We start from the raw sequence: 21,793 nt of genomic DNA, 5'->3' as shown, positions 1-21,793 counted from the left end.
GTTGCGGGGCCTGCCGGATCGGGTAGGCCTGCCGCCATGAAGCCCGTGATCTTCGGCCTTTCCGGCCCGACGCTGACCGACGACGAACGCGCCTTCTTCCGCGAGGCGGAGCCGCTCGGCTATATCCTGTTCAAGCGCAACTGCGTCGATCCGGCGCAGATGCGGGCGCTGACCGACGATCTGCGCGCGCTGCACGGGCGGGACGATCTGCCCATCACGATCGACCAGGAGGGCGGCCGCGTCGCCCGGATGCAGCCGCCGGTGTGGCCTGCCTTCCCGGCGGGCGCGGCGTTCGATGCGCTGTATGACCGCGCGCCGATTTCGGCGATCGAGGCGGCGCGGGCGAACGGGCAGGCGCTGGCGCATATCCTGCGCAAGGCGGGGGTGAATGTGGACCTCGCGCCGATGCTGGATGTGGCGGTGCCCGATGGCACGCCGGCGATCGGCGATCGCGCATTCGGTGCGGAGCCGATGCGGGTGGCGGCGCTGGGGCGTGCGCTGCTCGACGGGCTCAACCGCGGCGGCGTGGCCGGGGTGATCAAGCACATGCCGGGGCATGGCCGGGCGCTGGTCGACAGCCATCTCGAACTGCCGCGGGTGAAGGCCTCGGCAGAGGAGCTCGCGGCGGACCTGCTGCCGTTCCAGCGGCTCGCCTCCGCACCGATGGGCATGACCGCGCATATCGTGTTCGAGGCCTGGGACCCCGAGCTGCCGGCAACGCTGTCGCCAACGGTGATCCGCGACGTGATCCGCGGCCGGATCGGCTTCGACGGGCTGTTGCTCACCGACGATATCGACATGAAGGCGCTCTCCGGCACTGCCGGTGAGAAGGCCGAGCGCGCGCTTGCGGCGGGCTGCGACGTGGTGCTCGATTGCTGGGCCCGGATGCCCGAGATGGTGGAGATCGTGGAGCGGATCCCCGATGCCCCGGCGGCGTGCCTGGAGCGGCTGGCGCGGGCGATGGGGTCGGTCGGGGAAGCGGAGGACGTGCCGCTCGCCGAGCTGCTGGCCAAACGGGATGCGCTGCTGGGGGTGTGACCCTTTCTAAGCCCCTCCTCCTTGGAGGAGGGGTTGGGGGTGGAGGGATGCCAGAAGGCAGGTTGGTCTCTGCGAGACACGGCCCCACCCCAACCCCTCCCCTGAAGGGGAGGGGCTTAAGACTTGCGGATTTGCTTGGGGGGCGTGCCCTCCCTATGACCACCCGGTGGACGGGGGCGACGACATCCTGAAGATCGAGGTCGAAGGCTGGGAAGGCCCGCTCGACCTGTTGCTGGCGCTGGCGCGCACGCAGAAGGTGGACCTGCGCCAGATCTCGATCCTCGACCTGGTCGAGCAATATCTCGCTTATGTCCACGCCGCGCGCGCGCTGCGGCTGGAACTGGCGGCCGACTATCTCGTGATGGCGGCGTGGCTCGCCTATCTCAAGTCCGCGCTGCTGCTGCCGCGCAACCCCGCCGAGAGCCCGAGCCCCGAGGAACTGGCGCTGCGCCTGCAACTCCGCCTCGAACGGCTGAGCGCGATGCGCGAGGCAGGGGCGCGACTGGTCGCGCGCGATCGGGTGGGGCGCGACGTGTTCCCGCGCGGCAACCCGGAAGGGCTGCGCGTCCAGCGCCAGGCGAAGTGGGAAGTGGAAATCTTCGACCTGATCGCCGCCTATGGCCGGATCAGCGCACGCACCCGCCCGGTGATGCATGTCGTCGCGCACCGCGACGTGATGACGCTGGAGGCCGCGCTGGAGCGGCTCTCCACCCAGCTCGGCACGCGGATCGACTGGGACGTGATCGAAAGCTTCCTGCCGGAGGGCGCGAGCGACCTGTATCGCCGCTCGGCGCTGGCCTCGTCGTTCGTCGCCGCGCTGGAACTGGCGCGACAGGGGAGGCTGGAGATTCGGCAGGAGGCACCGTTCGCGCCGCTCTACCTCAAGGCGATTCCGCAATGATCGACGCGGGCGATCCGGTGCGCGCGGTCGAGGCGGTGCTGTTCGCTTCCGAGGTGCCGCTGGGGGTGGAGGAGATCCGCGCCTATGTGGGGCCGGCCGTGGATGTGCGTGCCGCGCTGGCGGCGCTGGGCGACTCCTATGCCGGGCGCGGCATCGAGCTGGTCCGGCGCGGCGACCGCTGGCATTTCCAGACCGCTGCCGATCTCGCGCATCTCCTCCGCCGCGACCGGGAGGACAGCCGCAAGCTGAGCCGCGCCGGCATCGAGACGCTGGCCATCATCGCCTATCACGAGCCCGTCACCCGCGCCGAAATCGAGGCGATCCGCGGCGTGCAGATTTCCAAGGGCACGATCGACGTGCTGATGGAGGCGGGCTGGGTGCGCCCCGCCGGGCGCCGCGAAGTGCCGGGCCGGCCGCTGATGTATGCGACCACGCCGGGCTTCCTCAGCCATTTCGGGCTCGCCAGCCGGCGCGACCTGCCGGGGATCGAGGATCTCAAGGCGGCGGGGCTGCTCGACCCGGTCGATCTCGCATTGGAACAGCTCGATGCGGCCGAGGCGGCGGCGGAAAGCGAAACTGTCACGGACGAGGAATAGGCGGATCATCCCGGATTCGGCCGGTCCAACCTTCGTACAGGGTGATCAGCCGTTGCCGTGGACAGCTGCGGGCCTTAGATAGGTCGGGATATCAAGGAGAATTCTCATGGGTAGCTTCAGCCTGATGCACTGGCTGGTCGTCGGCATCATCGCCATCCTGCTGCTGGGCGGCGGCCGTTTCTCCAACATGATGGGCGACGTCGCCAAGGGCATCAAGAGCTTCAAGAAGGGCATGGCCGAGGACGATTCCACGCCCACGCCGCCGACCCGCATCGAAGGCAAGGCCGCGCCCGAGCCGGGCTATACGCCGGAAGCCGAGCGCGCCCGCGAGGAGCAGCGCTGAGCCCCTGCCGGGGCGCTGGTGAAGGCCGGCGGCCCGGGGTTTGACCGCAGCGCGCCGGTACCCCGGTGCATGCCGTGCGAGTGGATGCGCCGACAGAATGTTCAATATCGATTCCGGCGAGTTTTTGGTCGTGGCCATCGCCGCCCTTATCTTCATCGGGCCGAAGGACCTGCCGCGGGCGATGCATTTCGTCGGCAAGTGGGTGGGCAAGGCGCGCGGCGTTGCCCGCCAGTTCCGCTCGGGAATCGACTCGATGGTCCGCGAAGCCGAACTGGCCGAGCTGGAGAAGCAATGGGCGGCGGAAAATGAGCGGATCATGCGTCAATATCCGCCCCAGCCGCTCGCCGCGCCGGAGACTCCGCCCGCGATCGAGCACCTTGCGCAGGACACGGTCCCGCACGATCCGATCGCGCCCGCCGCTGTTCCCCATGACAGTGACGCGCCGGTGATGACGCCGCAGCCGGAAATCCGCCCGGACCCGGCACCCCTTGAGGTATCGGCGCCGAAGCCCGCCGCCGCCAACGACGCCAAGCCCGTGCCTCCTGCCAGCGAAGTACAGCCGTGAGCGAGATCGACGACACCCAGGCCCCGTTGCTCGAGCATCTGATCGAGCTGCGCAAGCGGCTGATCTGGTCGATCCTGTCGCTGCTCGTGGCGTTCGGCGGCTGCCTCTATTTCGCGCGCGGCATCCTCTCCTTCCTGGTCGCGCCGCTCAAGGCGGCAGGCCAGGTGAAGATCATCAACACCGACATCTTCGGCGGTTTCCTGGTCGAGGTGAAGGTCGCCTTCTTCGCCGGGCTGATGATCGCGTTCCCGATCATCGCCAACCAGCTGTGGCAGTTCGTCGCGCCCGGCCTGTACCGGCGCGAGAAGCAGGCGCTGCTGCCGTTCCTGCTGGCGACCCCGGTGCTGTTCATCGCCGGCGCGGCCATGGCCTATTTCATCGCGGTGCCGGTGGCGCTGAAGTTTCTGCTCGGCTTCCAGGGCAACCTGGCCGGCGTGCAGCAGGAAGCGCTGCCCGATGTGAACAGCTACCTCAAGTTCATCATGCAGTTCATCTTCGGTTTCGGGATTTCGTTCCTGCTGCCGGTGCTGCTGATGCTGCTCGAACATGCCGGCATCGTTACCTATGAGCAGCTGAAGGGCGCGTGGCGCTATGCGATCGTCGCGTCGGTGGCGATCGCGGCGGTGCTGACGCCGCCGGACGTGGGCTCGCAGCTGCTGCTGGCAGGCCCGCTGGTGGGCCTGTATTTCCTGTCGCTGGTGGCGATCTACTTCACCCGGCGGCGGCGTGAGCGTACGGCGGCGACCGAAGTGGACGGCGAGACCCAGTCCGCCGAATGAGCGACACCCCCGCCCCACGGTTGCGGCAGGGGCGCGCTGAACTCCTTACTTCGACTTTTCAGCCGTGTTGGCGACGGTGTCGCCGGCCGAGGACACATCCTTGCCGACGCCTTCCACGGTGTTGCAGGCGGCGATCAGCAGGGTGCCGGCAAGCGCGGCGCAGGCGATGAGTGTACGCATCGAAAATCTCCTTCGTTTCCCGGTTGCCGGGACGAAGAGTTCAATGCTGCGCAGGTGGAAACGTTCCTGCGGCACATCGCAGCGGGGCGGTGCCGGAAAACGATCTCGCGATGTCTGGAAGGAAGTAGGCCCGGAAGCGTCACCGGGGGGGGGGAGGGTAGACGCTTCCGGGCCCATGTCGTGGATAGCGAGAGCGGGGGGGCAAAAGGTCACTATCCGAACTTCAAAACGTCGGCTCGGGAGAGTGGTTCCCGCGCCGGTCGGATTTTTTAGAAGCGGCCGGTGATCGCGATCGTGGTCTCGTATGCCCCTACCAGCGGATCGTGGTGGAGCTGCGTGCGCAGCTGCCGGGCAAGGCCCATCAGGACGCGGCCATAGCGCTTGTCCACCAGCCCCTCGAAGGTCGCGCCGCCCACCAGTGCAGGCGAGGACACGCGCACGACCGCGCGATCGGCGTCTTCGGGTGCCTTGATCGAGATGCGGATCTGCGCGGACTCGTTGCAGCTGATCGCCAGTTCGACAATTTCGGTGAGCAGGAAGGAAACCGCGATTGCCACGTCCTGGGTGACGAGCAGCGATTCGACTTCCAGCGTGATGCCCAGTCCACGCGACGGCTCGGGTGCGGTGGCGCGCAGATTGGCGGCGAGCTCGCCGATCACCGAGCGCAGTTCCAGCCCGCGATTTTCCTCCATCTCCGCATAATGGTGGCGATGCACCACGGCGAGCGCGTCGACGCGGCGCTGGATGGAGGCATAGGCGTTGGCCGCCTCCTCTCCCTTGGCGGCACGGGCGTGGAAGTTGATGAGGCTGGAGATGACCTGCAGGTTGTTCTTCACCCGGTGATGCACCTCGCGGGTGAGCCGCGTCTGCTGCACCAGCCCCTTGGCGAGGTCCGCCTCATGGGCCTGGACGGTGCGGCTGATCTCGCTGAACGTGTCGCCCAGCTCGCGGATTTCCTGCGCCGGTATGGGCCCCAGGCGCGCGGTGTCGATCACGTCGCCAGGCTGATAATTGGCCACGCTGCTGCGCAGCCGGCGCAGCGGGCGGATCAGCAGGATGTCGACGACGAACCAGCCGATGCCGGCCGCCGCGATCCACATCAGCACCAGCAGCACCGTGGCGATGACCAGCGGCGAGGTGATCGGCGCGCCGGGCATGGTCGTTTCGAGCGCAAGGTCGTCGATGCCCAGATTGCTGCGCAGGCTCTTGCCGCGATCGAGCGGGCCGTTGTCCTTCAGCGCGCGCAGGGTCAGCCGGTCGCCATGGCCGATCAGCGCCGCGCCATATTCGGGCACGAAGCCACTGGGACGCGCGAGCCCGGCGAGCAGGTCGCGCGGATAATAGGCGGTGGCCGATGCGCCGCTGCCGCCGCTGATCCGCAGCGTCAGGCCGCCGGGTACGATTCGGGCAGACACATCCCCGCGCGGGGATGCGAGCATGCCGGCCTGTTCGAACGGCCGGCCGCACAATGTCCGCCCCCGGCCGTCGCGGACGACGAAGTGCGCCTGGCCCTGCGCCGCATAGGTGCCCGCGAGGCGGGTGCAGCTGGGTGCGTCGTCGGGATTGCGCTCGAGGGCGGCGAGCGCCTCGCCCAGCTGCGCGACATGATTCGCCAGCAGGTTTTCCACGTTGCCGGCGCTTTCCTGCGCGGTAACGGTCAGCCGCTCGCGCGCTTCATCGTCGGCGCTGCGGGTCGTCTGCAGCGTGGTGAACAGTGCGATCAACGCCAGCGGCAGCAGCGCGCCGACCAGAATCAGGAATACCTTGGCGCCCGTGGGCAACCGCCCGAGCGCCGCCGAGAACCCTCGGCCGCGGAGTGGGGAATCCAGGCCGTTCATGCGTGGATTCGTTTAATCGAGCTTCTTCAGCAGGTCGAGCAGGTCATCCGGCACCGACTCGTTCAGCGTTTCGTCATATGCGCGGCGCAATACGTCACCCACGTCGGCGTTGGGGCGCGGTTTCTTCTCGCTCCCCTGCTCCGGCTGCGGCTGCGGCTGCTTGCCCTGATCATCTTTAGCGGAATGCACCAATTCCCCCCTAAGGGTCCGGAAAATGTCCGGACACCCGGACGTATGAACGATGTGACCGTCACCGCGAATACCGCGAACGACGCCGAGTGCAAGCACCCGGCGTCGCGGCAGCCATTCACGCGGTCCGGTCGATGAAACCAAAGAGCGCCTCGATTGTTCCACCATCGATGCGAAATCCGGGGAGGGGCTTCTTCGGGTGACGGAATCAATTGAACTACGGCCCGCCGGGAGCGACAACGGCTCCCGAACCTGATGGAGAATACACAGCTCATGTCGCTTGGTCAGCAACTCGCGCCGCACCTTCCGCTCCTGCGGCGCTATGCCCGTGCGCTCACCGGCAACCAGGCCGAAGGCGACCGCTATGTCCGCGCCGCGCTGGAGGCGATCGTCGAGGCGCCGGACCAGTTCCCGCGCGACGTCGACGCTCGCCTCGGCCTGTACCGCACCTTTCAGGTGATCTGGCAGTCGAGCCAGTGGGACGACAGCATCGATGCGGTCGAGCAGGGCAATGACGCCGAATCGATCGCGCGCAAGCGGCTCGCCCGGCTTACGCCGCTGTCCCGCCAGGCCCTGCTGCTGACCACGGTGGAGGGCTTCCCGCCGGAGGATGCCGCCTATCTGATCGGCGAGCAGCCGGCGCGCGTTTCCGAACTGGTGGCCGAGGCGGTGACCGAGATCGAACGCCAGACCCGCACCCGCGTGATGATCATCGAGGACGAGCCGCTGATCGCGATGGACCTCGAGCAGATCGTCCGCGATCTTGGCCACGACGTGACCGGCGTTGCCGTCACGCGTGACGAAGCGGTGGCGCTGGCGATGGAGGACCGGCCGGGCCTGGTGCTTGCCGACATCCAGCTCGCCGACGACAGCTCGGGCATCGACGCGGTGAAGGACATCCTCGCCGAATTCGCGGTGCCGGTGATCTTCATCACCGCCTTCCCCGAGCGTCTGCTCACCGGCGAGCGCCCCGAGCCGACCTTCCTGATCACCAAGCCGTTCCAGCGCGAAACGGTGAAGGCGACGATCAGCCAGGCGTTGTTCTTCGACGAGGCGACCGTCCCCGCCTGAACGGGAAAATGAGGCGGGTTCCACCCGGTACGGACCCTAAACGGTCTTCGTGTGTTTAACCGTTATGGCTGAGCAAGACGAACCCGCCTCCATCTCCACAGATCGCGCCCGTGGCGGCGCGACCACCGGAGCGATGCGTTATGTGCTGGGTATCGGCATGTTGCTGGTCATTGTGATTTTCGCTGTAATCTTATTGGTTTGACGAGCGTGCTTCATCGCAAAATGCTTGCAATCGAGCCCTCCGACACCAGCTTGGCAACGAACCGCGACGCCCTGCGCGCAAACGATCGGGAATGCATGACGGAACCCACCCACACGGATCACGACGAACCGGGCGCGCCTGCGGCCCCGGTGGAACATGTTTCGCTGTCGGATCCCGAGTTCAAGACGCAGCTGGCGCAGGTGATTCCGCACCTGCGCGCGTTCGGCCGCTCGCTCTCGGGCAGCCGCGACCTGGCCGACGATCTGGTGCAGGAGACGCTGCTGAAGGCATGGGCGGCGCGCAAGCGCTTCCAGGCCGGCACCAACATGCGCGCCTGGACCTTCATCATCCTGCGCAACCTCTATCTCAGCCAGATGCGCCGCGCGCGCTTCAAGGGCGAATGGGACGATCTGGTCGCCGATCGCCTGCTGGCCGCGCCGGCGAGCCAGGATCGCCATGTCGAGCTGGCGGACATGCAGCGCGCGCTGCTGCACCTGCCGCAGCCGCAGCGCGAGGCGCTGATCCTGGTCGGCGCGGGCGGCTTCGCCTATGAAGAAGCCGCCGAGATCTGCCAGGTGGCGGTGGGCACCATCAAGAGCCGTGTCGCGCGTGGCCGCGTGGCGCTGGAAGCGCTGATGTCCGAGGGGCAGCTGCCCTCGCGCCGCTCGACCGCGCTCAACGAGGACGGGCGCACCGCGCTCGACACCATCATGGGTGAAGTGGACGAGCTCAGCCGCGAACGCTGAGCCACCCGGCCACGCGCCTGTGGACATTCCCTATGGTACCCCGACGCACATCGTGAAAACCTGCCCTTCCTTGCAGGAGGGCAGGTTTCATGCGTCTCGACCGTTCCCATCGTCGTCAATCGGGCTTCGGGCCCACAACAGCCGGCGTGATCGCGCTGGTTTCTCTGGTGGCCATGCTGTGGCTCGTGCTGTGGAAGCTGTTCCAGGTCACCGGCTGAGGCCGCGGAAATCGGCCCTTGCCACCCGCGGCGGCTTCCCCCATATGCGCCGCGGGAGTCGGGCGGACGGGATCGTCGCCAACCCGGTCAGGTCCGGAAGGAAGCAGCCGTAACGATTTCGTCCCGGGTCGTTCCGGCTCCCACCCTCACCACATCGTGATGCGCGCCGGGCTATCCACAGCCGATCGTGCCTGCTGCTTCGACAAACGCCGCGCGGGTCCCTAGATAGGTCGGTGATGTCCGATTCCCTGCTTGGCCTCGACGAACCTCCGCAGCCGCAGCGCGGCGAAGCCTATCGCGTGCTCGCCCGCAAATACCGGCCGCAGACGTTCAGCGCGCTGATCGGGCAGGATGCGATGGTCACCACGCTGGGCAACGCGATCCGGCGCGACCGGCTGGCGCACGCCTTCCTGCTGACCGGCGTGCGCGGGGTGGGCAAGACCTCCACCGCCCGGCTGATCGCCAAGGCGCTCAACTGCATCGGCCCGGACGGGCAGGGCGGCCCGACGATCGATCCGTGCGGGGTGTGCGAGCCGTGCCGCGCGATCGCCGAGGGGCGCCATATCGACGTGATCGAGATGGACGCCGCCAGCCATACCGGCGTCGACGACGTGCGCGAGATCATCGAGGCATCGCGCTATGCCGCGGTCTCGGCGCGCTACAAGATCTACATCATCGACGAAGTCCACATGCTGTCGAAGAACGCGTTCAATGCGCTGCTGAAGACGCTGGAGGAGCCGCCGGGGCATGTGAAGTTCCTGTTCGCCACCACCGAGGTGAACAAGGTGCCGGTGACGGTGCTGTCGCGCTGCCAGCGCTTCGACCTGCGCCGCATCCCGGCCGAACTGCTCGCCGAGCATTTCGCGCGCGTGTGCGTGGCCGAGCATGTCGAAGCCGAGCCCGAGGCGCTGGCGCTGGTCGCCCGCGCGGCGGAAGGGTCGGCGCGCGACGGCCTGTCGATCCTCGACCAGGCGATCGCGCATGCGGGGCTGGAAGGCGAGGGGGTGAAGGCCGAAGCCGTGCGCCAGATGCTCGGCCTGTCCGATCGCGGCGCGAACCGGGCGCTGTTCGGCACGCTGGTCGAAGGCCAGGCCCAGCAGGCGCTGGCGGGCTTGCGGGCGCAATATGATCTGGGTGTCGATCCGCTGGCGGTGCTGCGGGCGCTGCTCGAGACGGTCCACGGTGTGACCCTGGTCAAGCTCGGCACGCATCGCCTCTCCGGCCAGTCAACCGAGGAGCGCGAGGCGATGGAGGGCTGGGCGAGCCGGCTGTCCTTCCCGGCGCTGCACCGGCTGTGGCAGCTGCTGCTGCGCGGCCATGACGAGGTCGCCAAGGCGGCACTGCCGATCGAGGCGACCGAGATGGCGCTGCTGCGGGTGATCCACGCCGCGCAACTGCCCGATCCGGGCGAGCTGGCGAAGCAGATCCTCAGCGGCAACATCGCCGTGCCCGCCGGTGCGCCGGTCGCGGCGGCTGCGTCGCCGACCGCGCCTGCCCCGGCGACGGTGCAGGAAACCGGACCGGTACTGCCGACCAACCTCACCGAGCTTGCCGAGCATCTCGAGGAACATCGCCGGCTCCAGCTCGCGATGTTCGTCCGCGATTACATGCGGCCGGTGCGGTTCGAGGGCAGCGAGATCGATTTCGGCGCGGCGCGGCCGCTGCCGCAGGATTTCGTGCGCGAGCTGGGCGGGGCGCTCAAGGACAGCACGGGCGTACATTGGAAGATTACCCTCGTCGACGGCGCCACCGCGATGACGCTGCGCGAGGAACAGGCGGCGAAGGAAGCGGCCGAGCGCGAGGCGGTGCTCGCGTCGCCGATCGTCGCCGCCGCGATGCAAGCTTTTCCTGATGCCGAACTGATCGGCTGGACCAAGACCGGGAGTGACGGATGAAGAGCCTCGAAGACATCATGGCCATGGCGCAGAACGTGCAGGCCGAACTCACCAAGGCGCAGGCGAGCCTCGACTCGGTCGAGGTCGAAGGCGTTTCGGGCGGCGGTCTCGTCAAGGTGACGGCCAGCGCCAAGGGCCGCATCATCGGCATCGCGATCGACGATTCGCTGGTCAACGTCGCCGAAAAGGCGATGCTGGAGGACCTGCTGGTCGCTGCGTTCAACGATGCGCGGGTCAAGGCCGATGCGGCCTCCTCGGAAGCGATGAGCAAGATGACCAGCGGCCTGCCGCTGCCGCCGGGCTTCAAGCTCCCGTTCTGAGACAAGCGGTTAGGGAACCATAACTTCGTCCCCTCGGTTGCTGTCGCCAGTTAACCGAGGAGAGACGATCATGGCCGACCGTATCGTTGAAGACGGCGTGGCAACCGACCGCGCGACCCACACCACGGTGATCGAGCGCCGCAGCGGCGGTGGTGCCGGCATGACCCTGATCGGGCTGGCCGTGCTGATCGCGGTGGTGATCGGCGCCTTCTACCTGTTCAACCAGAATGCCCGCGAGAACGCCAAGACCGACGCGGTGACCAGCGCTGCGAGCAGCGTCGGCGATGCCGCGAAGGATGTCGGCGACGCAGCCAAGGACGCGGCGAAGTAACGACGGCCTAAAACACTCCCTAAACCGTCATGCCAGCGAAAGCTGGCATCTCCATCAGGAGCGCTGCGACGGTGTCGCCCGGCCCCGTGGAGATGCCAGCTTTCGCTGGCATGACGGAAGTGGTGGCGGTTCAGGCGCGCTGGAGCCTCACTGCAGGCAGCGATCCAGCCCGTTGCCCGCGACGACGTTGATCCGTGCATTGATCTTGTTGCCGTATTTCCGGGTGAACCCGCGCGGGTCGATCGCGGCGCGCTTCTTCGGCAGCGGCAGCACCGCGGCGATCAGCGCCGCCTCGCGGTCCGAGAGCTGCGATGCGTCGTGATGGAAGTAGCGGTCGGCCCCGGCGTTGACGCCGTAGGTGCCGATGCCGGTCTCGGCGACGTTGAGGTACACCTCCATGATCCGCCGCTTGCCCCAGATATTCTCGATCAGCACGGTGAAATAAGCCTCGAGGCCCTTCCGGAAATAGCCGCCGCCCTGCCACAGGAACACGTTCTTCGCGGTCTGCTGGCTGATCGTCGAGCCGCCGCGAATCTTGTGCTTGCCGTCGCTGTTGCGCTGATAGGCCTTCTCGATCGCCGCGAAGTCGAAGCCGTTGTGCTGGCAGAAGCGCGCATCCTCGCCCGCGATCACCGCGCGGGCCATGCTGGGATCGATCTGGCGGAGCGGCATCCAGTCCTTGGTCGCGCCGTGGCCTGCGAACACGTCGCCGATCATCGTCCAGGTGATGGGCGGCGGCACGAAGCGGTACACCGTCACCATCAGCAGAGACAGCAGCACGAAGCCGAAAACGCATTGGAACCCCAGCACGATCAGGCGGCGCCACCAGGGCTTGCGCGCCTTTTGGGGCGAGCGGCGGGGGGAGGAGGAGCGGGCACGATTCTTCGTCACCACACCGCCATGCCCCAGCCGGGGCGGTTCCTGCAATCGCTTGCGGGAACCGCCGTCCGGATCAGTGGGTGGCGAGCAGGCGGCGATCGCCGGCGAGGCGCATCATCGCCTTTTGCAGCTTCTCGAACGCGCGCACCTCGATCTGGCGGACGCGCTCGCGCGACACGCCATAGACCTGGCTCAGTTCCTCGAGCGTCTTGGGATCGTCGGTCAGGCGACGCTCGGTGAGGATGTGCTTCTCGCGCTCGTTCAGGTCTTCCATCGCCGAGACGAGCATGTCGTGGCGGACATCGGCCTCCTGCGCTTCGGCAACGGCCTCGTCCTGCAGCGGGCCTTCATCGGCCAGCCAGTCCTGCCACTGGCTCTCGCCATCCTCGCGCATCGGCACGTTGAGCGAGGTATCCCCGCCCATCGCCATACGGCGGTTCATCGAGGTGACCTCGTCCTCGGTCACGCCCAGATCGGTAGCGATCTTGGCGAGGTTCTCAGGGCTGAGATCGCCGTCCTCGAACGCGTCGAGCTTGGCCTTCATCCGGCGCAGGTTGAAGAACAGCTTCTTCTGCGCGGCGGTGGTGCCCATCTTCACGAGCGACCAGCTGCGCAGGATAAATTCCTGGATCGAGGCGCGGATCCACCACATCGCATAGGTGGCGAGGCGGAAGCCGCGATCGGGCTCGAACTTCTTCACGCCCTGCATCAGGCCGATATTGCCTTCGGAGATCAGCTCGGACACCGGCAGGCCATAGCCGCGATAGCCCATCGCGATCTTCGCCACGAGGCGAAGGTGCGAGGTGACCAGCTGCGCCGCCGCATCGGTGTCGCCATGTTCCTGGAACCGCTTGGCGAGCATATATTCCTGCTCGGGGCTCAGGATCGGAAATTTCTTGATCTCGGCCAGGTAGCGATTGAGGCTCGCCTCGCCACCGAGCGCGGGAATCGTCGCGGGGACGTTGCTGCCGCTAGCCATGATCGTGTCTCCCTTTCCAACGGGTGCCGGTCCAAACGACGGGACTCGGGCACCCAAAACTCATACGAGAAGCTGGTTGAACAGTTCCTGCATGTCTGCAGGCATTTCGCTATCGAACGCCAAAGCGTTGCTATTTATCGGGTGGATGAACCCGAGACGTGCCGCATGCAAGGCCTGACGCTGGAAACCCAAGGTTGCCAGAAGTCCGCGGTGGGTGGAACGCATACTTCCATATAGAGGGTCCCCGACCAGCGGGTGGCCGATCGATGCCATGTGGACGCGCACCTGATGCGTGCGCCCGGTCTCCAGCCTGCATTCTATGTAACTTGCATCGCGTAGTTCGCGAATTTTGCGCCAATGGGTAGTCGCATGCTTGCCATGCCCTTCCGCGCACACCGCGATTTTCTTGCGATTGCTGGGCGAGCGGGCGAGCGGCGCGCGAACCGTGCCCGATGCGGCGAGCACCCGGCCGCTGGCGATCGCCTGGTAGCGCCGGTCGATGCTGTGCGCCTTGAACTGATGGGCCAGGCCGACATGCGCGCGGTCGGTCTTCGCGGCGACCATCAGGCCGGAGGTGTCCTTGTCGATCCGGTGGACGATGCCCGGCCGCGCGACGCCGCCGATACCCGAAAGCTGGCCGGCGCAGTGGTGGAGCAGGGCATTGACCAGCGTGCCGTCGAGATTGCCGGCGGCCGGATGGACGACGAGTCCCGCCGGCTTGTCGATCACGATCAGATGCTCGTCTTCGAACACCACGTTGAGCGGAATATCCTGCGCCTCGTTGTGCGCGGGCGCGGGATCGGGCACGATGACCTGGAAGACCGCGCCGCCGGTCGCCTTGCGGGCGGGGTCGCGTGCGAGGTTGCCGTCGGGGCCAGTCACCGCGCCGGAGGAGATCAGCGCCTTCACGCGCTCGCGCGACAGCGTCGGCAGCGCATCGGTCAAGGCACGGTCGAGCCGCCAGCCATGCGCCTCGTCCGCAATCCGCGCTTCTAAGATGGAAACCCCCTGATTCATGTTTTACCGGAAATGGGCATGGGCGTTACGATTTCAAGATCTATACTGGACGGTATGAAAAAAGCTTCTGCGGCGGCCGTGCCGCGGGAAGCGTGCGGGCTGTTGCTGGGCACCGAAGGGGAGATCGAACGCTTCACCGAGTGTGCAAACGTTTCCGATGCGCCCGAGATCCGCTTCGAGATCGATCCGGCGGCCCTGTTCGCCGCGCTCCGGGCCGAGCGGGCGGGCGGCCCGGCGCTGCTCGGCTATTGGCACTCGCATCCGAGCGGCAATGCGACGCCCTCGCGCACCGACGCAGCGATGGCGGCGCCCGACGGCAAGCTTTGGGTGATCCTCGGCGGGGAGGATGTCACCTGCTGGCGCGCGGGCGCGGCCGGGCTCTGGGATCGGTTTGCCGCGCAGGCATGGACGGTCGTCTAGCGACGCCGGCCGTTCAGGCGTCGGTGCATTCGGGATGCCGCTCCGGCACGGCGCTGTCATCCGCCAGGCTGGCCAGGAGGAGCCTGCCGCATTCGATGAGCTCGGCCAGATGCGCTGCATAATGGTAGCGGATGGTCGGGAACCCATCGGGGTGGAAGGCGCGGCGACTGGGGCCGACATGCAGGAGGAAGCGGTTCGCTTCCGCCCGCTTGAGCAGGCGGCGGACATGCGGCTGGGAGACTGCGAAGCGTCGCGACAGATCCGCCAGCGGTACTGTCGCACTCTCGATCGGGTCGAAGCGCTCGTCGGTGCAGGCCAGCGCCAGCGTGTGGAGGATGGCGCAACCGGCCAGCGGATGCAGGAAGGACGCGCGCAGGCTGGGGAAGGGGTCGGGCTCGCTGGTCAGCGCGTAGAGGCGGCTGGCCTGGATGCTGAGGAATTGCTGGTACGTCGCCGGATCGTCGAGAGCCGCCGGAACGGGTGCCAGCGCGGGATCGAGCAGGACGGCGGGCTCCAGCGCCGCCTGAATGTGCCGGCACCATGCCTTCTGGAAGGCGGGGGTGGTCCGATAGCCATTGTCCGGCGCCGTTTCGAGCGCGCCCAGGTGCAGCATGAAGTCGATCAGCGCCGCCGCGCGATTGGCGGTCAGCAGGCCGGTTGCGGCGCAGATCTGCCGCAGCAGCGTGTGGGTAAGGCCGCCCCGCGTATCCAGATAGGCGGCGGACATGGCGGCTATATAGTGGCCGGCATCCTTGAATACCGCCGCCAAGGTCTTGTCTTCATAGGCGGCAGCAAGAATGTTGGCGGCGAAATGCCGCGCCGCGATGCCGAAATTCGGATGCTCTGCGATCTCGATCCATCGCGCAGGCAGTAGCTCCGGATTCGTAGTTGCCGCCTGAAGCACCGTTTTCGACCCCCATGTACTAAACGTGCACTAGCACGTGATTTTTACAGGGAACAATTCGATTCCGTAACAAAATGCGGGCGCTGCGTCTCACGCCGGTTGGGCGGCGATTTGGCGCAGGGCCTGTTCGAACGCCTCGGGCGGCTGGCCGCCCGAGATCAGGTAGCGCTGGTCGATCACGATCGCGGGCACCGATTGGATGCCGCGCGACTGCCAGAGCGCTTCTTCCGCGCGCACCTCTTCGGCGTAGCTGCCGTCGTCGAGCACACGGGCGGCCTCGGCCGGATCGAGCAGGGCGCGTTCGGCGGCGGCAAGCAGCACCGCGCGATCGCCCGGGTTCTTGCCCTCGGTGAAATAGGCGGTGAACAGCGCGAGCTTGAGCGCCCGCTGGTCGCCGACCAACCCGGCCCAGTGCAATAGCCGGTGCGCGTCGAACGTGTTGTAGATGCGGGAATCGTCCCCCATCGCCATGGTGAAGCCGAGCGCGGCGGCACGCTCGCGGATCATCGCACGGGTGGCGGCGGACTGTTCGGGCGTCGCGCCGTATTTGCGGCCGATATGCTCGACGATGTTCTCGCCTTCGGGCGCCATGGCGGGATTAAGCTCGAACGGATGGAAGCGGATCTCCGCCGTCACCACGTCGGCGGCGCGTGCCAGGGCTTCCTCAAGCCCCCTCAGGCCGATCACGCACCACGGGCACACGATGTCGGAAACGAAGTCGATCGTCAGCGATCGGGGCATGGGTGCGCTCCTCAAAAAGCCAGGGTTCAGCGCTAGACCAGGCCGAAGCGTCTGAAAAGTCTGCCCTTGCGGCGCGCAGCCGGAACGATCTCGCCCCTCCTCACGTTAACCGGACCGATTTCAGGGAGTGATATCATGCTTTGGACTCTTGTCGTAATTCTGGTCATCCTGTGGCTGCTGGGCTTCTCGTTCCAGATCGCCGGCGGGATCATCCACATCCTGCTCGTCATCGCGCTCGTGATCGGCCTGATCCAGCTGTTCACCGGCCGCAGAGTCTGAACCGGGCGTCCGGCGGGCGATCAGTCGCCCGCCGGGCCCCGATAGTCCGCGCCGTAGACGGCGCGGCGCAGATCGCGGTGGAGCGTGCCGTCGAACGGCGCGGTCTGGGCGAGGAACACCGCGGTCAGCTTGTTCGCCGGATCGACCCAGAACAGGGTGGACCAGGCCCCGTCCCAGAAGAATTCGCCCACCGCGCCGCGATTTTCCTCCGGCGTCTTGGGCTGGCCGTTGCGGACGAAGAAATCGATGCCGAACCCGCCATCGCCCTTGCCGGGCAGCCACAGCCGCTCGGTGATCGCGGGATCGAGGTCGTCGGTCGCCATCCGCTCGACGGTGGAGGGCTTGAGCAGCCGCACCCCGTCGAGACTGCCCTTGTTCAGCAGCATCCGGGCGAAGCGCATATAATCGTCGCTCGTCGAGATCAGGCCGAAATCGCCGGGTGTCAGCTTGCGCGGCGCGAAGTTGATGCTGCGGATGTCCGTGTCCGTCATCCGCGCCAGCTTGCCATCGGGGCCCTTGCGATAGCCTGCCGCCAACCGGGGCAGGCGGTCCGCCGGCTGGGTCCAGCCGGTATCCTTCATGCCGAGCGGATCGAGAATATGGCGCTTCACATAGGTTTCGAGCGGCACGCCGGAGAGTTTCTCGACGAGCAGGCCCTGCACGGCAACCGCCGCGCTGTAGCGCCACTGCGTGCCCGGCTGGTAGACCAGCGGCACCGCGGCGAGACGGCGACCGAACTCGGGCAGGTCATGGTCGAGGGCCAGCGGATCGGCCTGCTTGAACAGCAGGTCCGCGGGATGCGCCGTGTCGCCATAGCCAAAGCCGGCGGTGTGGCGCAGGATGTCGCGGATCAGGATCGGGCGGTGGGGCGCCTCGGTGCGTACCGATCCGTCCGGGTTGGCGCCGGCATAGACCCGAACGGCGGCGAATTCGGGCAGATAGTCCGACAGTGGATCGTCGATGCGGAACTTGCCTTGTTCCCACAGCTGCATCAGCGCGACGCCGGTGACCGGCTTGGTCATCGAGAAGATCTGGATGAGCGTGTCGCGTGTCATCGGCTTGCGCGCTTCGCGGTCGGCATCGCCGCGCGCGCCGAAATAGACCTCCCGGCCATCGACCCAGACCAGCGCCGACACGCCGGCCGCGCGGCCGTCCGCGACCATCTGTGCGAGGGCGGCGTCGATGCGCGCACGATCGATGCGGAGGTGCGTGCCGGCGGTCTGCGTCTGCGCTTTCGTCCACGTCTGGGCGACAGCGTTGTCCGAAAGGCCGAGCAGAGCCATGGCGCAAAGGCCAAGTAGTTGCGTTTTCATGCCTATCCTCCCCCGTGGCGCGGCTCGTCCGACCGCAGCTACCGATGGCGCGATCGCGCCGCCGCAATGCTTGCAGCTTTTTGCCCGCTGCGCCAAAGGGGTTTCACAGCTGGAGCAGAAAAACTTGAACATCAGCCCTACCGAATTCGCGAGTTTGCTTTGTTCGCGCCTGTGCCATGACTTGTTGAGCCCCGTCGGTGCGCTCAACAACGGCCTGGAACTGCTTGCAGACGAACATGATCCGGAGATGCGCGCCCGCTGCCTCGAGCTGCTGGCGGAGAGTGCCCGGGCGAGCGCCAACAAGCTGAAGTTCTTCCGCCTCGCCTTCGGCGCGGCCGGCGGATTCGGCGAGACGGTGGACACGCGTGAGGCGCAGGCGGCGCTGGAAGGGCTGTTCGGTGACAATCACCGGGTGAAGATCGGCTGGATGGTCGAGGAGCCGGTGATGGCCAAGCAGGCGATCAAGGTGCTGCTCAACCTGGCGCTGATCGGCGGCGACGCGCTCGTCCGGGGCGGCCAGCTCGACATCGGTGCCGAGACCAATGACGGCACGATCGAAATCGTGATCCGCGCCGACGGCCCGCGCATCGTGCTCGACCCCGAACTGCGCGGCGCGCTGGCCGGCGGTCGCGAGGAAACCCCGATCACCCCGCGCGCGGCGGCGGCGTTCCTCGCGCACGAACTCGTCGTCCAGCATGGCGGCCAGCTGCAGGTGAGCCCGCCGGAGTCCGACGTGCTGCTGTTCGGGGCGTCCTTCCCGGTCGGCTGAGCGGAAAGCTGCGCTCCATAACCCGGAATTAACCCTCGGCCGCCATGGTGCTCCTCGGAAATTTCCACCGGGGCCCCATGGACGACCTGCTGCAGGACTTCATCGCCGAGACGCGCGAGACGCTCGAGGCGCTTTCGGGCGAGATCGTCGCCTGGGAGTCGCAGCCCGACGACCGGGCGCGGCTCGATGCGATTTTTCGCTTCGTTCACACCGTGAAGGGAAGCTGCGGCTTTCTCGACCTGCCGCGGCTCGAGCGGCTGGCCCATGCCGCCGAGGACGTGCTGGCGCAGGTGCGCGACGGCGCGCGGGTGCCCGATCGCGCGCTGGTCAACGCGGTGCTGGCGGTGGTCGACCGGATCGGCGAGATCATCGAGGCGATCGATGCCGGCGCGGCGCTCGACGACAGCGGCGAGGAACTGCTGATCGCAGCGCTTGCCGAGGGATCGGACGAAATCGTGCTCCCGTCGCCCGTCGCCCAGCGAGCGCCCTCGCGCAGCGTGCGGCTCGGCGTCGACCTGCTCGACCGGATGATGAGCGGCATGTCCGAAATGGTGCTGGCCCGCAACGAGCTGGCCCGGCGGCTGCGGGTGGGCGAGATCGATCCGGCGGTGGAGGCGGCGCTGGAGCGGCTATCGCTCACCGTCGGGGAAATGCGCGACACGGTGACGCGCACCCGCATGCAGAAGATCGAGGCGCTGTTCTCGCCGCTGCAGCGCATGGTGCGGGATACCGCGACCGGGCTGGGCAAGTCGGTGGCGCTGCAGATCGAGGGATCGGACGTCGAGCTCGACCGCGAGATGATCGAGGTGATGCGGGATCCGCTGGTCCACATCATCCGCAACGCCATCGACCATGGCATCGAGGCGCCGGCCGAGCGCCGGGCCGCCGGCAAGCGCGAGGTGGGTCGGCTGTGCGTCTCCGCGCGACAATCGGGCAACCAGATCATCATCGAGATCGCCGATGACGGGCGCGGGGTGGACGTCGGTCGGCTGATCCAGAAGCTTGCCGCGGGTGGTATCCGCAGCGAGCGCGACCTGCACGCGCTGTCCGATGCGGCCAAGCTTGAACTGATGTTCCACCCCGGCCTGTCGAGCAAGGACACGGTGTCCGAGATCAGCGGTCGCGGCGTCGGCATGGACGTCGTCAAGGCCAGCATCGACCAGATCGGTGGTCGGGTGGAGCTGGACAACGTGCCCGGCAAGGGCCTGCGCATCGCCATCCATGTGCCGCTCACGCTCTCGATCATCTCGGCGATCATCGTGGGGGCGGGCAGGCAGCGCTTCGCGATCCCGCGACAGTCGATCGAGGAAATCGTCAGCGAGCGCGGCGAGGCGATCCGGATCGACCAGCTGGGCGGCACGCCGATTGCCACGGTGCGCGAGCGGCGGATGCCACTGCTCGACGTGGGACATCTGCTCGAACTGTGCCCGGATCGCGAACGGCACGGGCCGCGCATGCTGGTGATCGTGGGCGCCGGGGCAGGCAGTTACGCGCTGGCGGTCGACGAAGTGCTCGACAATGAGGAACTGGTGATCAAGCCCGCTTCGCCGGCGGTGATGGCAACCGGGATCTATGCGGGCCAGACCCTGCCCGATTCCGGCCTGCCCATGCTGCTGCTCGATTGCGCAGGCATGGCGCGTGTGGGCGGGCTCGATTTCAGCCGGGACCTGAGTGCCGCCTTCGGCGATCCGACGGCGGAGGCCGTCGCGCCCGGCCTGCCGGCATTGTTGTTCGACGATCTCGACGGCGTCCGCCGCGCGGTGCCGCTGGCGGCGGTGGATCGGGTGGAGAAGGTATCGGCTGCGCAGGTTCAGCTGGCGGCGGGAAGTCACCGCCTGGCGATCGACGGGCGGATCGTGCCGCTGGCGATGCAGGGATCGCTGGATGGACGCGAGCGGCTGAACGTGCTGCGGCTCAAGGACGAGGATGCCGAAGTTGCCTACGCGATCCATGAGGCGATCGAGATCGTGACCCTGCCGGCGGAGATCGCGCCGGCGCGGTCCCCGGGAGCGGCGATGGGCGTGGCGCTGGTGGACGGCGAGCAGATCGAAATCCTCGACGTCCTCTGGGTGTTCGACACGCATGTGGATCGCGTGGCCGCGGTCGATGCGCCGCTGTGCCTGCTCGCCGGAGACAAGGACGGCTGGCTGGCGACCTTCGTCCGGCCGCTTCTGGAAACGGCAGGTTACCGCGTGGCGGCACAGCTTGCGCCGGGTGAAGTGCCCGCGGTGGTGCTTGCCGCCGATGCGGCGGAACCGATCACGCCCGCCGCGCCGGTGGTGCGGCTGCGGCGCAAGCGCCAGGCCGAACCGGGCGACGACAGCGTCTATCGCTACGACCGTGCCGGGCTGCTGTTCGCGCTGGAGGCGCGGGTCGGCGCACGGGGAGGGTGCTGATGGCACAGCAGCTCTATCTGATCGCCGAAGTGGCGGGCCGCACCGTCGCGATCGATTCGGACCAGGTCGAATCGGTGGTCGATATCGGCGAGGTGACGGCGGTGCCGCGCGCGGCCAAGGCGGTGCGCGGGCTGGCGGCACTGCGCAGTCGCGTCGTCACGGTGGTGGATACCGAGGCTGCGCTGGGCCTGAACGGCTGCACGCTCGCCCGCCGGGCCGTGATCACCCAGATCGACGGGCATCATTATGCGATGCTGGTCGATACGCTGGAGGACGTCGCCCCGTTCGAGCTGCGCCCGCTGGCCAGCGGAATCGCACTGGAGGGAAGCTGGCGCGATGCGGCGCGCGGGCTGGTGGAGCGCGACGGCGAACCGATCCTCGTCGTCGATCTGGCCGCGCTGGTGCCGGCATCCGCGCTGGTTTCCTGAACGCGATTAACGCGACGCTTACACCTTCGCACGTACAGTGGATTTTCTAAGACGCCTGCCAGGGGATCAGGGACCATGAAGACGTGCCTCGTCGTGGACGATTCGAAAGTGATCCGGAAAGTTGCCCGGCACATCCTCGAAACCCTCGATTTCGAAGTTCGTGAGGCCGCAGATGGTCGCGAGGCGCTCGATTCCTGCCTGGCGACGCCCCCCGACGTTGTGCTGCTCGACTGGAACATGCCGGTGATGAGCGGCATGGACTTCCTGCGCGCGCTCAAGAACGCCGGGCTGGAACAGCGCCCCAAGGTGGTGTTCTGCACCACGGAGAACGGCATGGCCTATATCCGCGCGGCGATCGAAGCCGGGGCCGACGAATATGTGATGAAGCCGTTCGATCGCGAGACGCTGGAAAGCAAGCTGCAGATCGTCGGCGTCGCCTGATACCCCTTCGCCGGA

At 67.3% G+C, this 21,793-nt stretch carries 28 protein-coding genes and 1 other RNA gene; 20 read left to right on the top strand and 9 right to left on the bottom strand.

What is annotated here, in order from left to right; genetic code table 11:
- Positions 1–36 precede the first annotated feature (36 nt).
- The 6 genes from nagZ (at position 37) to tatC (ending at position 4,222) form a co-directional block, all read left to right on the top strand.
- Positions 37–1,038, top strand: coding sequence for a beta-N-acetylhexosaminidase (gene nagZ / locus SPI01S_RS07355; protein WP_066720441.1), 1,002 nt, complete (start codon positions 37–39; stop codon positions 1,036–1,038).
- 166 nt (positions 1,039–1,204) lie between these two features.
- Positions 1,205–1,939 carry a segregation and condensation protein A gene (locus SPI01S_RS07350; protein ID WP_066720439.1) on the top strand — a complete coding sequence of 245 codons (735 nt, stop codon included), beginning with the start codon at positions 1,205–1,207 and terminating at the stop codon, positions 1,937–1,939.
- The gene (gene scpB / locus SPI01S_RS07345) at positions 1,936–2,535 is read left to right on the top strand and encodes an SMC-Scp complex subunit ScpB (protein ID WP_174539082.1); all 600 of its coding nucleotides are present in this window, start codon (positions 1,936–1,938) and stop codon (positions 2,533–2,535) included. The genes SPI01S_RS07350 and scpB overlap by 4 nt, the downstream gene beginning before the upstream one ends.
- Before the next feature lie 106 nt (positions 2,536–2,641).
- Positions 2,642–2,878, top strand: a complete 237-nt coding sequence (locus tag SPI01S_RS07340) for a twin-arginine translocase TatA/TatE family subunit (RefSeq protein WP_066720437.1) — start codon at positions 2,642–2,644, stop codon at positions 2,876–2,878.
- Between the two features lie 97 nt (positions 2,879–2,975).
- Positions 2,976–3,443: a twin-arginine translocase TatA/TatE family subunit gene (locus tag SPI01S_RS07335; protein WP_066720435.1), complete on the top strand. Its 468-nt coding sequence runs from the start codon at positions 2,976–2,978 to the stop codon at positions 3,441–3,443.
- Complete coding sequence (tatC, locus tag SPI01S_RS07330) at positions 3,440–4,222, top strand: twin-arginine translocase subunit TatC (RefSeq protein ID WP_066720433.1); 783 nt, start codon at positions 3,440–3,442, stop codon at positions 4,220–4,222. The genes SPI01S_RS07335 and tatC overlap by 4 nt, the downstream gene beginning before the upstream one ends.
- 45 nt (positions 4,223–4,267) lie before the next feature.
- Here the strand turns inward: tatC and SPI01S_RS07325 are convergent, their stop codons facing one another.
- The 3 genes from SPI01S_RS07325 to SPI01S_RS22185 form a co-directional block, all read right to left on the bottom strand.
- On the bottom strand, positions 4,268–4,402 hold the full coding sequence (locus tag SPI01S_RS07325) for an entericidin A/B family lipoprotein (protein WP_066720432.1): 135 nt from the start codon (positions 4,400–4,402) through the stop codon (positions 4,268–4,270).
- Between the two features lie 269 nt (positions 4,403–4,671).
- Complete coding sequence (locus SPI01S_RS07320; RefSeq protein WP_066720431.1) at positions 4,672–6,240, bottom strand: sensor histidine kinase; 1,569 nt, start codon at positions 6,238–6,240, stop codon at positions 4,672–4,674.
- Between the two features lie 12 nt (positions 6,241–6,252).
- On the bottom strand, positions 6,253–6,732 hold the full coding sequence (locus tag SPI01S_RS22185) for a NepR family anti-sigma factor (protein WP_157084595.1): 480 nt from the start codon (positions 6,730–6,732) through the stop codon (positions 6,253–6,255).
- Here SPI01S_RS22185 and SPI01S_RS07310 point away from each other — a divergent pair.
- From SPI01S_RS07310 to SPI01S_RS07285, 8 genes are all read left to right on the top strand, one after another.
- Positions 6,703–7,500 (top strand): response regulator, encoded by a 798-nt coding sequence (locus SPI01S_RS07310; protein WP_066720426.1) that lies wholly within the window; start codon positions 6,703–6,705, stop codon positions 7,498–7,500. The two genes, SPI01S_RS22185 and SPI01S_RS07310, sit on opposite strands and share 30 nt — an antisense overlap.
- Before the next feature lie 64 nt (positions 7,501–7,564).
- The gene (locus SPI01S_RS22635) at positions 7,565–7,702 is read left to right on the top strand and encodes a hypothetical protein (protein ID WP_169804475.1); all 138 of its coding nucleotides are present in this window, start codon (positions 7,565–7,567) and stop codon (positions 7,700–7,702) included.
- Positions 7,703–7,797: 95 nt separating this feature from the next.
- Positions 7,798–8,448 (top strand): sigma-70 family RNA polymerase sigma factor, encoded by a 651-nt coding sequence (locus SPI01S_RS07305; protein ID WP_066720795.1) that lies wholly within the window; start codon positions 7,798–7,800, stop codon positions 8,446–8,448.
- A gap of 89 nt (positions 8,449–8,537) precedes the next feature.
- Positions 8,538–8,666 (top strand): hypothetical protein, encoded by a 129-nt coding sequence (locus SPI01S_RS23230; RefSeq protein WP_281179431.1) that lies wholly within the window; start codon positions 8,538–8,540, stop codon positions 8,664–8,666.
- A gap of 50 nt (positions 8,667–8,716) precedes the next feature.
- Positions 8,717–8,814, top strand: an RNA gene (ffs, locus tag SPI01S_RS07300) — signal recognition particle sRNA small type.
- An 88-nt stretch (positions 8,815–8,902) separates the two neighbouring features.
- Positions 8,903–10,561: a DNA polymerase III subunit gamma/tau gene (locus SPI01S_RS07295; RefSeq protein ID WP_066720423.1), complete on the top strand. Its 1,659-nt coding sequence runs from the start codon at positions 8,903–8,905 to the stop codon at positions 10,559–10,561.
- A complete protein-coding gene (locus SPI01S_RS07290) occupies positions 10,558–10,881 on the top strand; it encodes a YbaB/EbfC family nucleoid-associated protein (protein WP_066720420.1) in 324 nt (107 codons plus the stop codon). Before SPI01S_RS07295 ends, SPI01S_RS07290 begins: the two co-directional genes overlap by 4 nt.
- A 70-nt stretch (positions 10,882–10,951) precedes the next feature.
- Positions 10,952–11,212: a hypothetical protein gene (locus SPI01S_RS07285; protein WP_066720417.1), complete on the top strand. Its 261-nt coding sequence runs from the start codon at positions 10,952–10,954 to the stop codon at positions 11,210–11,212.
- Positions 11,213–11,359: 147 nt separating this feature from the next.
- Here SPI01S_RS07285 and mtgA read toward each other — a convergent pair whose 3' ends face one another.
- The 3 genes from mtgA to SPI01S_RS07270 all read right to left on the bottom strand — a co-directional run bounded on the left by mtgA (position 11,360) and on the right by SPI01S_RS07270 (position 14,087).
- On the bottom strand, positions 11,360–12,103 hold the full coding sequence (gene mtgA / locus SPI01S_RS07280) for a monofunctional biosynthetic peptidoglycan transglycosylase (RefSeq protein WP_084253324.1): 744 nt from the start codon (positions 12,101–12,103) through the stop codon (positions 11,360–11,362).
- Positions 12,104–12,164: 61 nt separating this feature from the next.
- Positions 12,165–13,070 carry an RNA polymerase sigma factor RpoH gene (rpoH, locus tag SPI01S_RS07275; protein WP_066720415.1) on the bottom strand — a complete coding sequence of 302 codons (906 nt, stop codon included), beginning with the start codon at positions 13,068–13,070 and terminating at the stop codon, positions 12,165–12,167.
- 60 nt (positions 13,071–13,130) lie between these two features.
- The gene (locus tag SPI01S_RS07270) at positions 13,131–14,087 is read right to left on the bottom strand and encodes an RluA family pseudouridine synthase (RefSeq protein ID WP_066720408.1); all 957 of its coding nucleotides are present in this window, start codon (positions 14,085–14,087) and stop codon (positions 13,131–13,133) included.
- Between the two features lie 18 nt (positions 14,088–14,105).
- Here SPI01S_RS07270 and SPI01S_RS07265 point away from each other — a divergent pair, with 18 nt between their 5' ends.
- On the top strand, positions 14,106–14,507 hold the full coding sequence (locus SPI01S_RS07265) for a M67 family metallopeptidase (RefSeq protein ID WP_245653502.1): 402 nt from the start codon (positions 14,106–14,108) through the stop codon (positions 14,505–14,507).
- A 13-nt stretch (positions 14,508–14,520) separates the two neighbouring features.
- Here the strand turns inward: SPI01S_RS07265 and SPI01S_RS07260 are convergent, their stop codons facing one another.
- Together SPI01S_RS07260 and SPI01S_RS07255 are read right to left on the bottom strand one after the other, a co-directional pair.
- A complete protein-coding gene (locus tag SPI01S_RS07260; RefSeq protein ID WP_066720403.1) occupies positions 14,521–15,411 on the bottom strand; it encodes a hypothetical protein in 891 nt (296 codons plus the stop codon).
- Between the two features lie 90 nt (positions 15,412–15,501).
- On the bottom strand, positions 15,502–16,152 hold the full coding sequence (locus tag SPI01S_RS07255) for a DsbA family oxidoreductase (RefSeq protein ID WP_066720401.1): 651 nt from the start codon (positions 16,150–16,152) through the stop codon (positions 15,502–15,504).
- 135 nt (positions 16,153–16,287) lie between these two features.
- Between SPI01S_RS07255 and SPI01S_RS22180 the strand changes: the two genes are divergently transcribed.
- On the top strand, positions 16,288–16,431 hold the full coding sequence (locus SPI01S_RS22180; RefSeq protein ID WP_157084594.1) for a lmo0937 family membrane protein: 144 nt from the start codon (positions 16,288–16,290) through the stop codon (positions 16,429–16,431).
- Positions 16,432–16,451: 20 nt separating this feature from the next.
- Here the strand turns inward: SPI01S_RS22180 and SPI01S_RS07250 are convergent, their stop codons facing one another.
- Positions 16,452–17,744 carry a serine hydrolase domain-containing protein gene (locus SPI01S_RS07250; RefSeq protein ID WP_084253307.1) on the bottom strand — a complete coding sequence of 431 codons (1,293 nt, stop codon included), beginning with the start codon at positions 17,742–17,744 and terminating at the stop codon, positions 16,452–16,454.
- A gap of 124 nt (positions 17,745–17,868) precedes the next feature.
- Here SPI01S_RS07250 and SPI01S_RS07245 point away from each other — a divergent pair, with 124 nt between their 5' ends.
- From SPI01S_RS07245 to SPI01S_RS07230, 4 genes are all read left to right on the top strand, one after another.
- A complete protein-coding gene (locus tag SPI01S_RS07245) occupies positions 17,869–18,513 on the top strand; it encodes a histidine phosphotransferase family protein (protein WP_066720399.1) in 645 nt (214 codons plus the stop codon).
- A 77-nt stretch (positions 18,514–18,590) separates the two neighbouring features.
- Complete coding sequence (locus SPI01S_RS07240; protein ID WP_066720396.1) at positions 18,591–20,909, top strand: chemotaxis protein CheA; 2,319 nt, start codon at positions 18,591–18,593, stop codon at positions 20,907–20,909.
- A complete protein-coding gene (locus SPI01S_RS07235) occupies positions 20,909–21,337 on the top strand; it encodes a chemotaxis protein CheW (RefSeq protein WP_066720393.1) in 429 nt (142 codons plus the stop codon). The genes SPI01S_RS07240 and SPI01S_RS07235 overlap by 1 nt, the downstream gene beginning before the upstream one ends.
- A 75-nt stretch (positions 21,338–21,412) precedes the next feature.
- Positions 21,413–21,778, top strand: a complete 366-nt coding sequence (locus SPI01S_RS07230; RefSeq protein WP_066720390.1) for a response regulator — start codon at positions 21,413–21,415, stop codon at positions 21,776–21,778.
- Positions 21,779–21,793 lie beyond the last annotated feature (15 nt).

The organism is Sphingomonas pituitosa NBRC 102491 (assembly GCF_001598435.1).
GTDB lineage: Bacteria > Pseudomonadota > Alphaproteobacteria > Sphingomonadales > Sphingomonadaceae > Sphingomonas > Sphingomonas pituitosa.
This window is presented reverse-complemented; position numbering and strand designations above follow the sequence as displayed.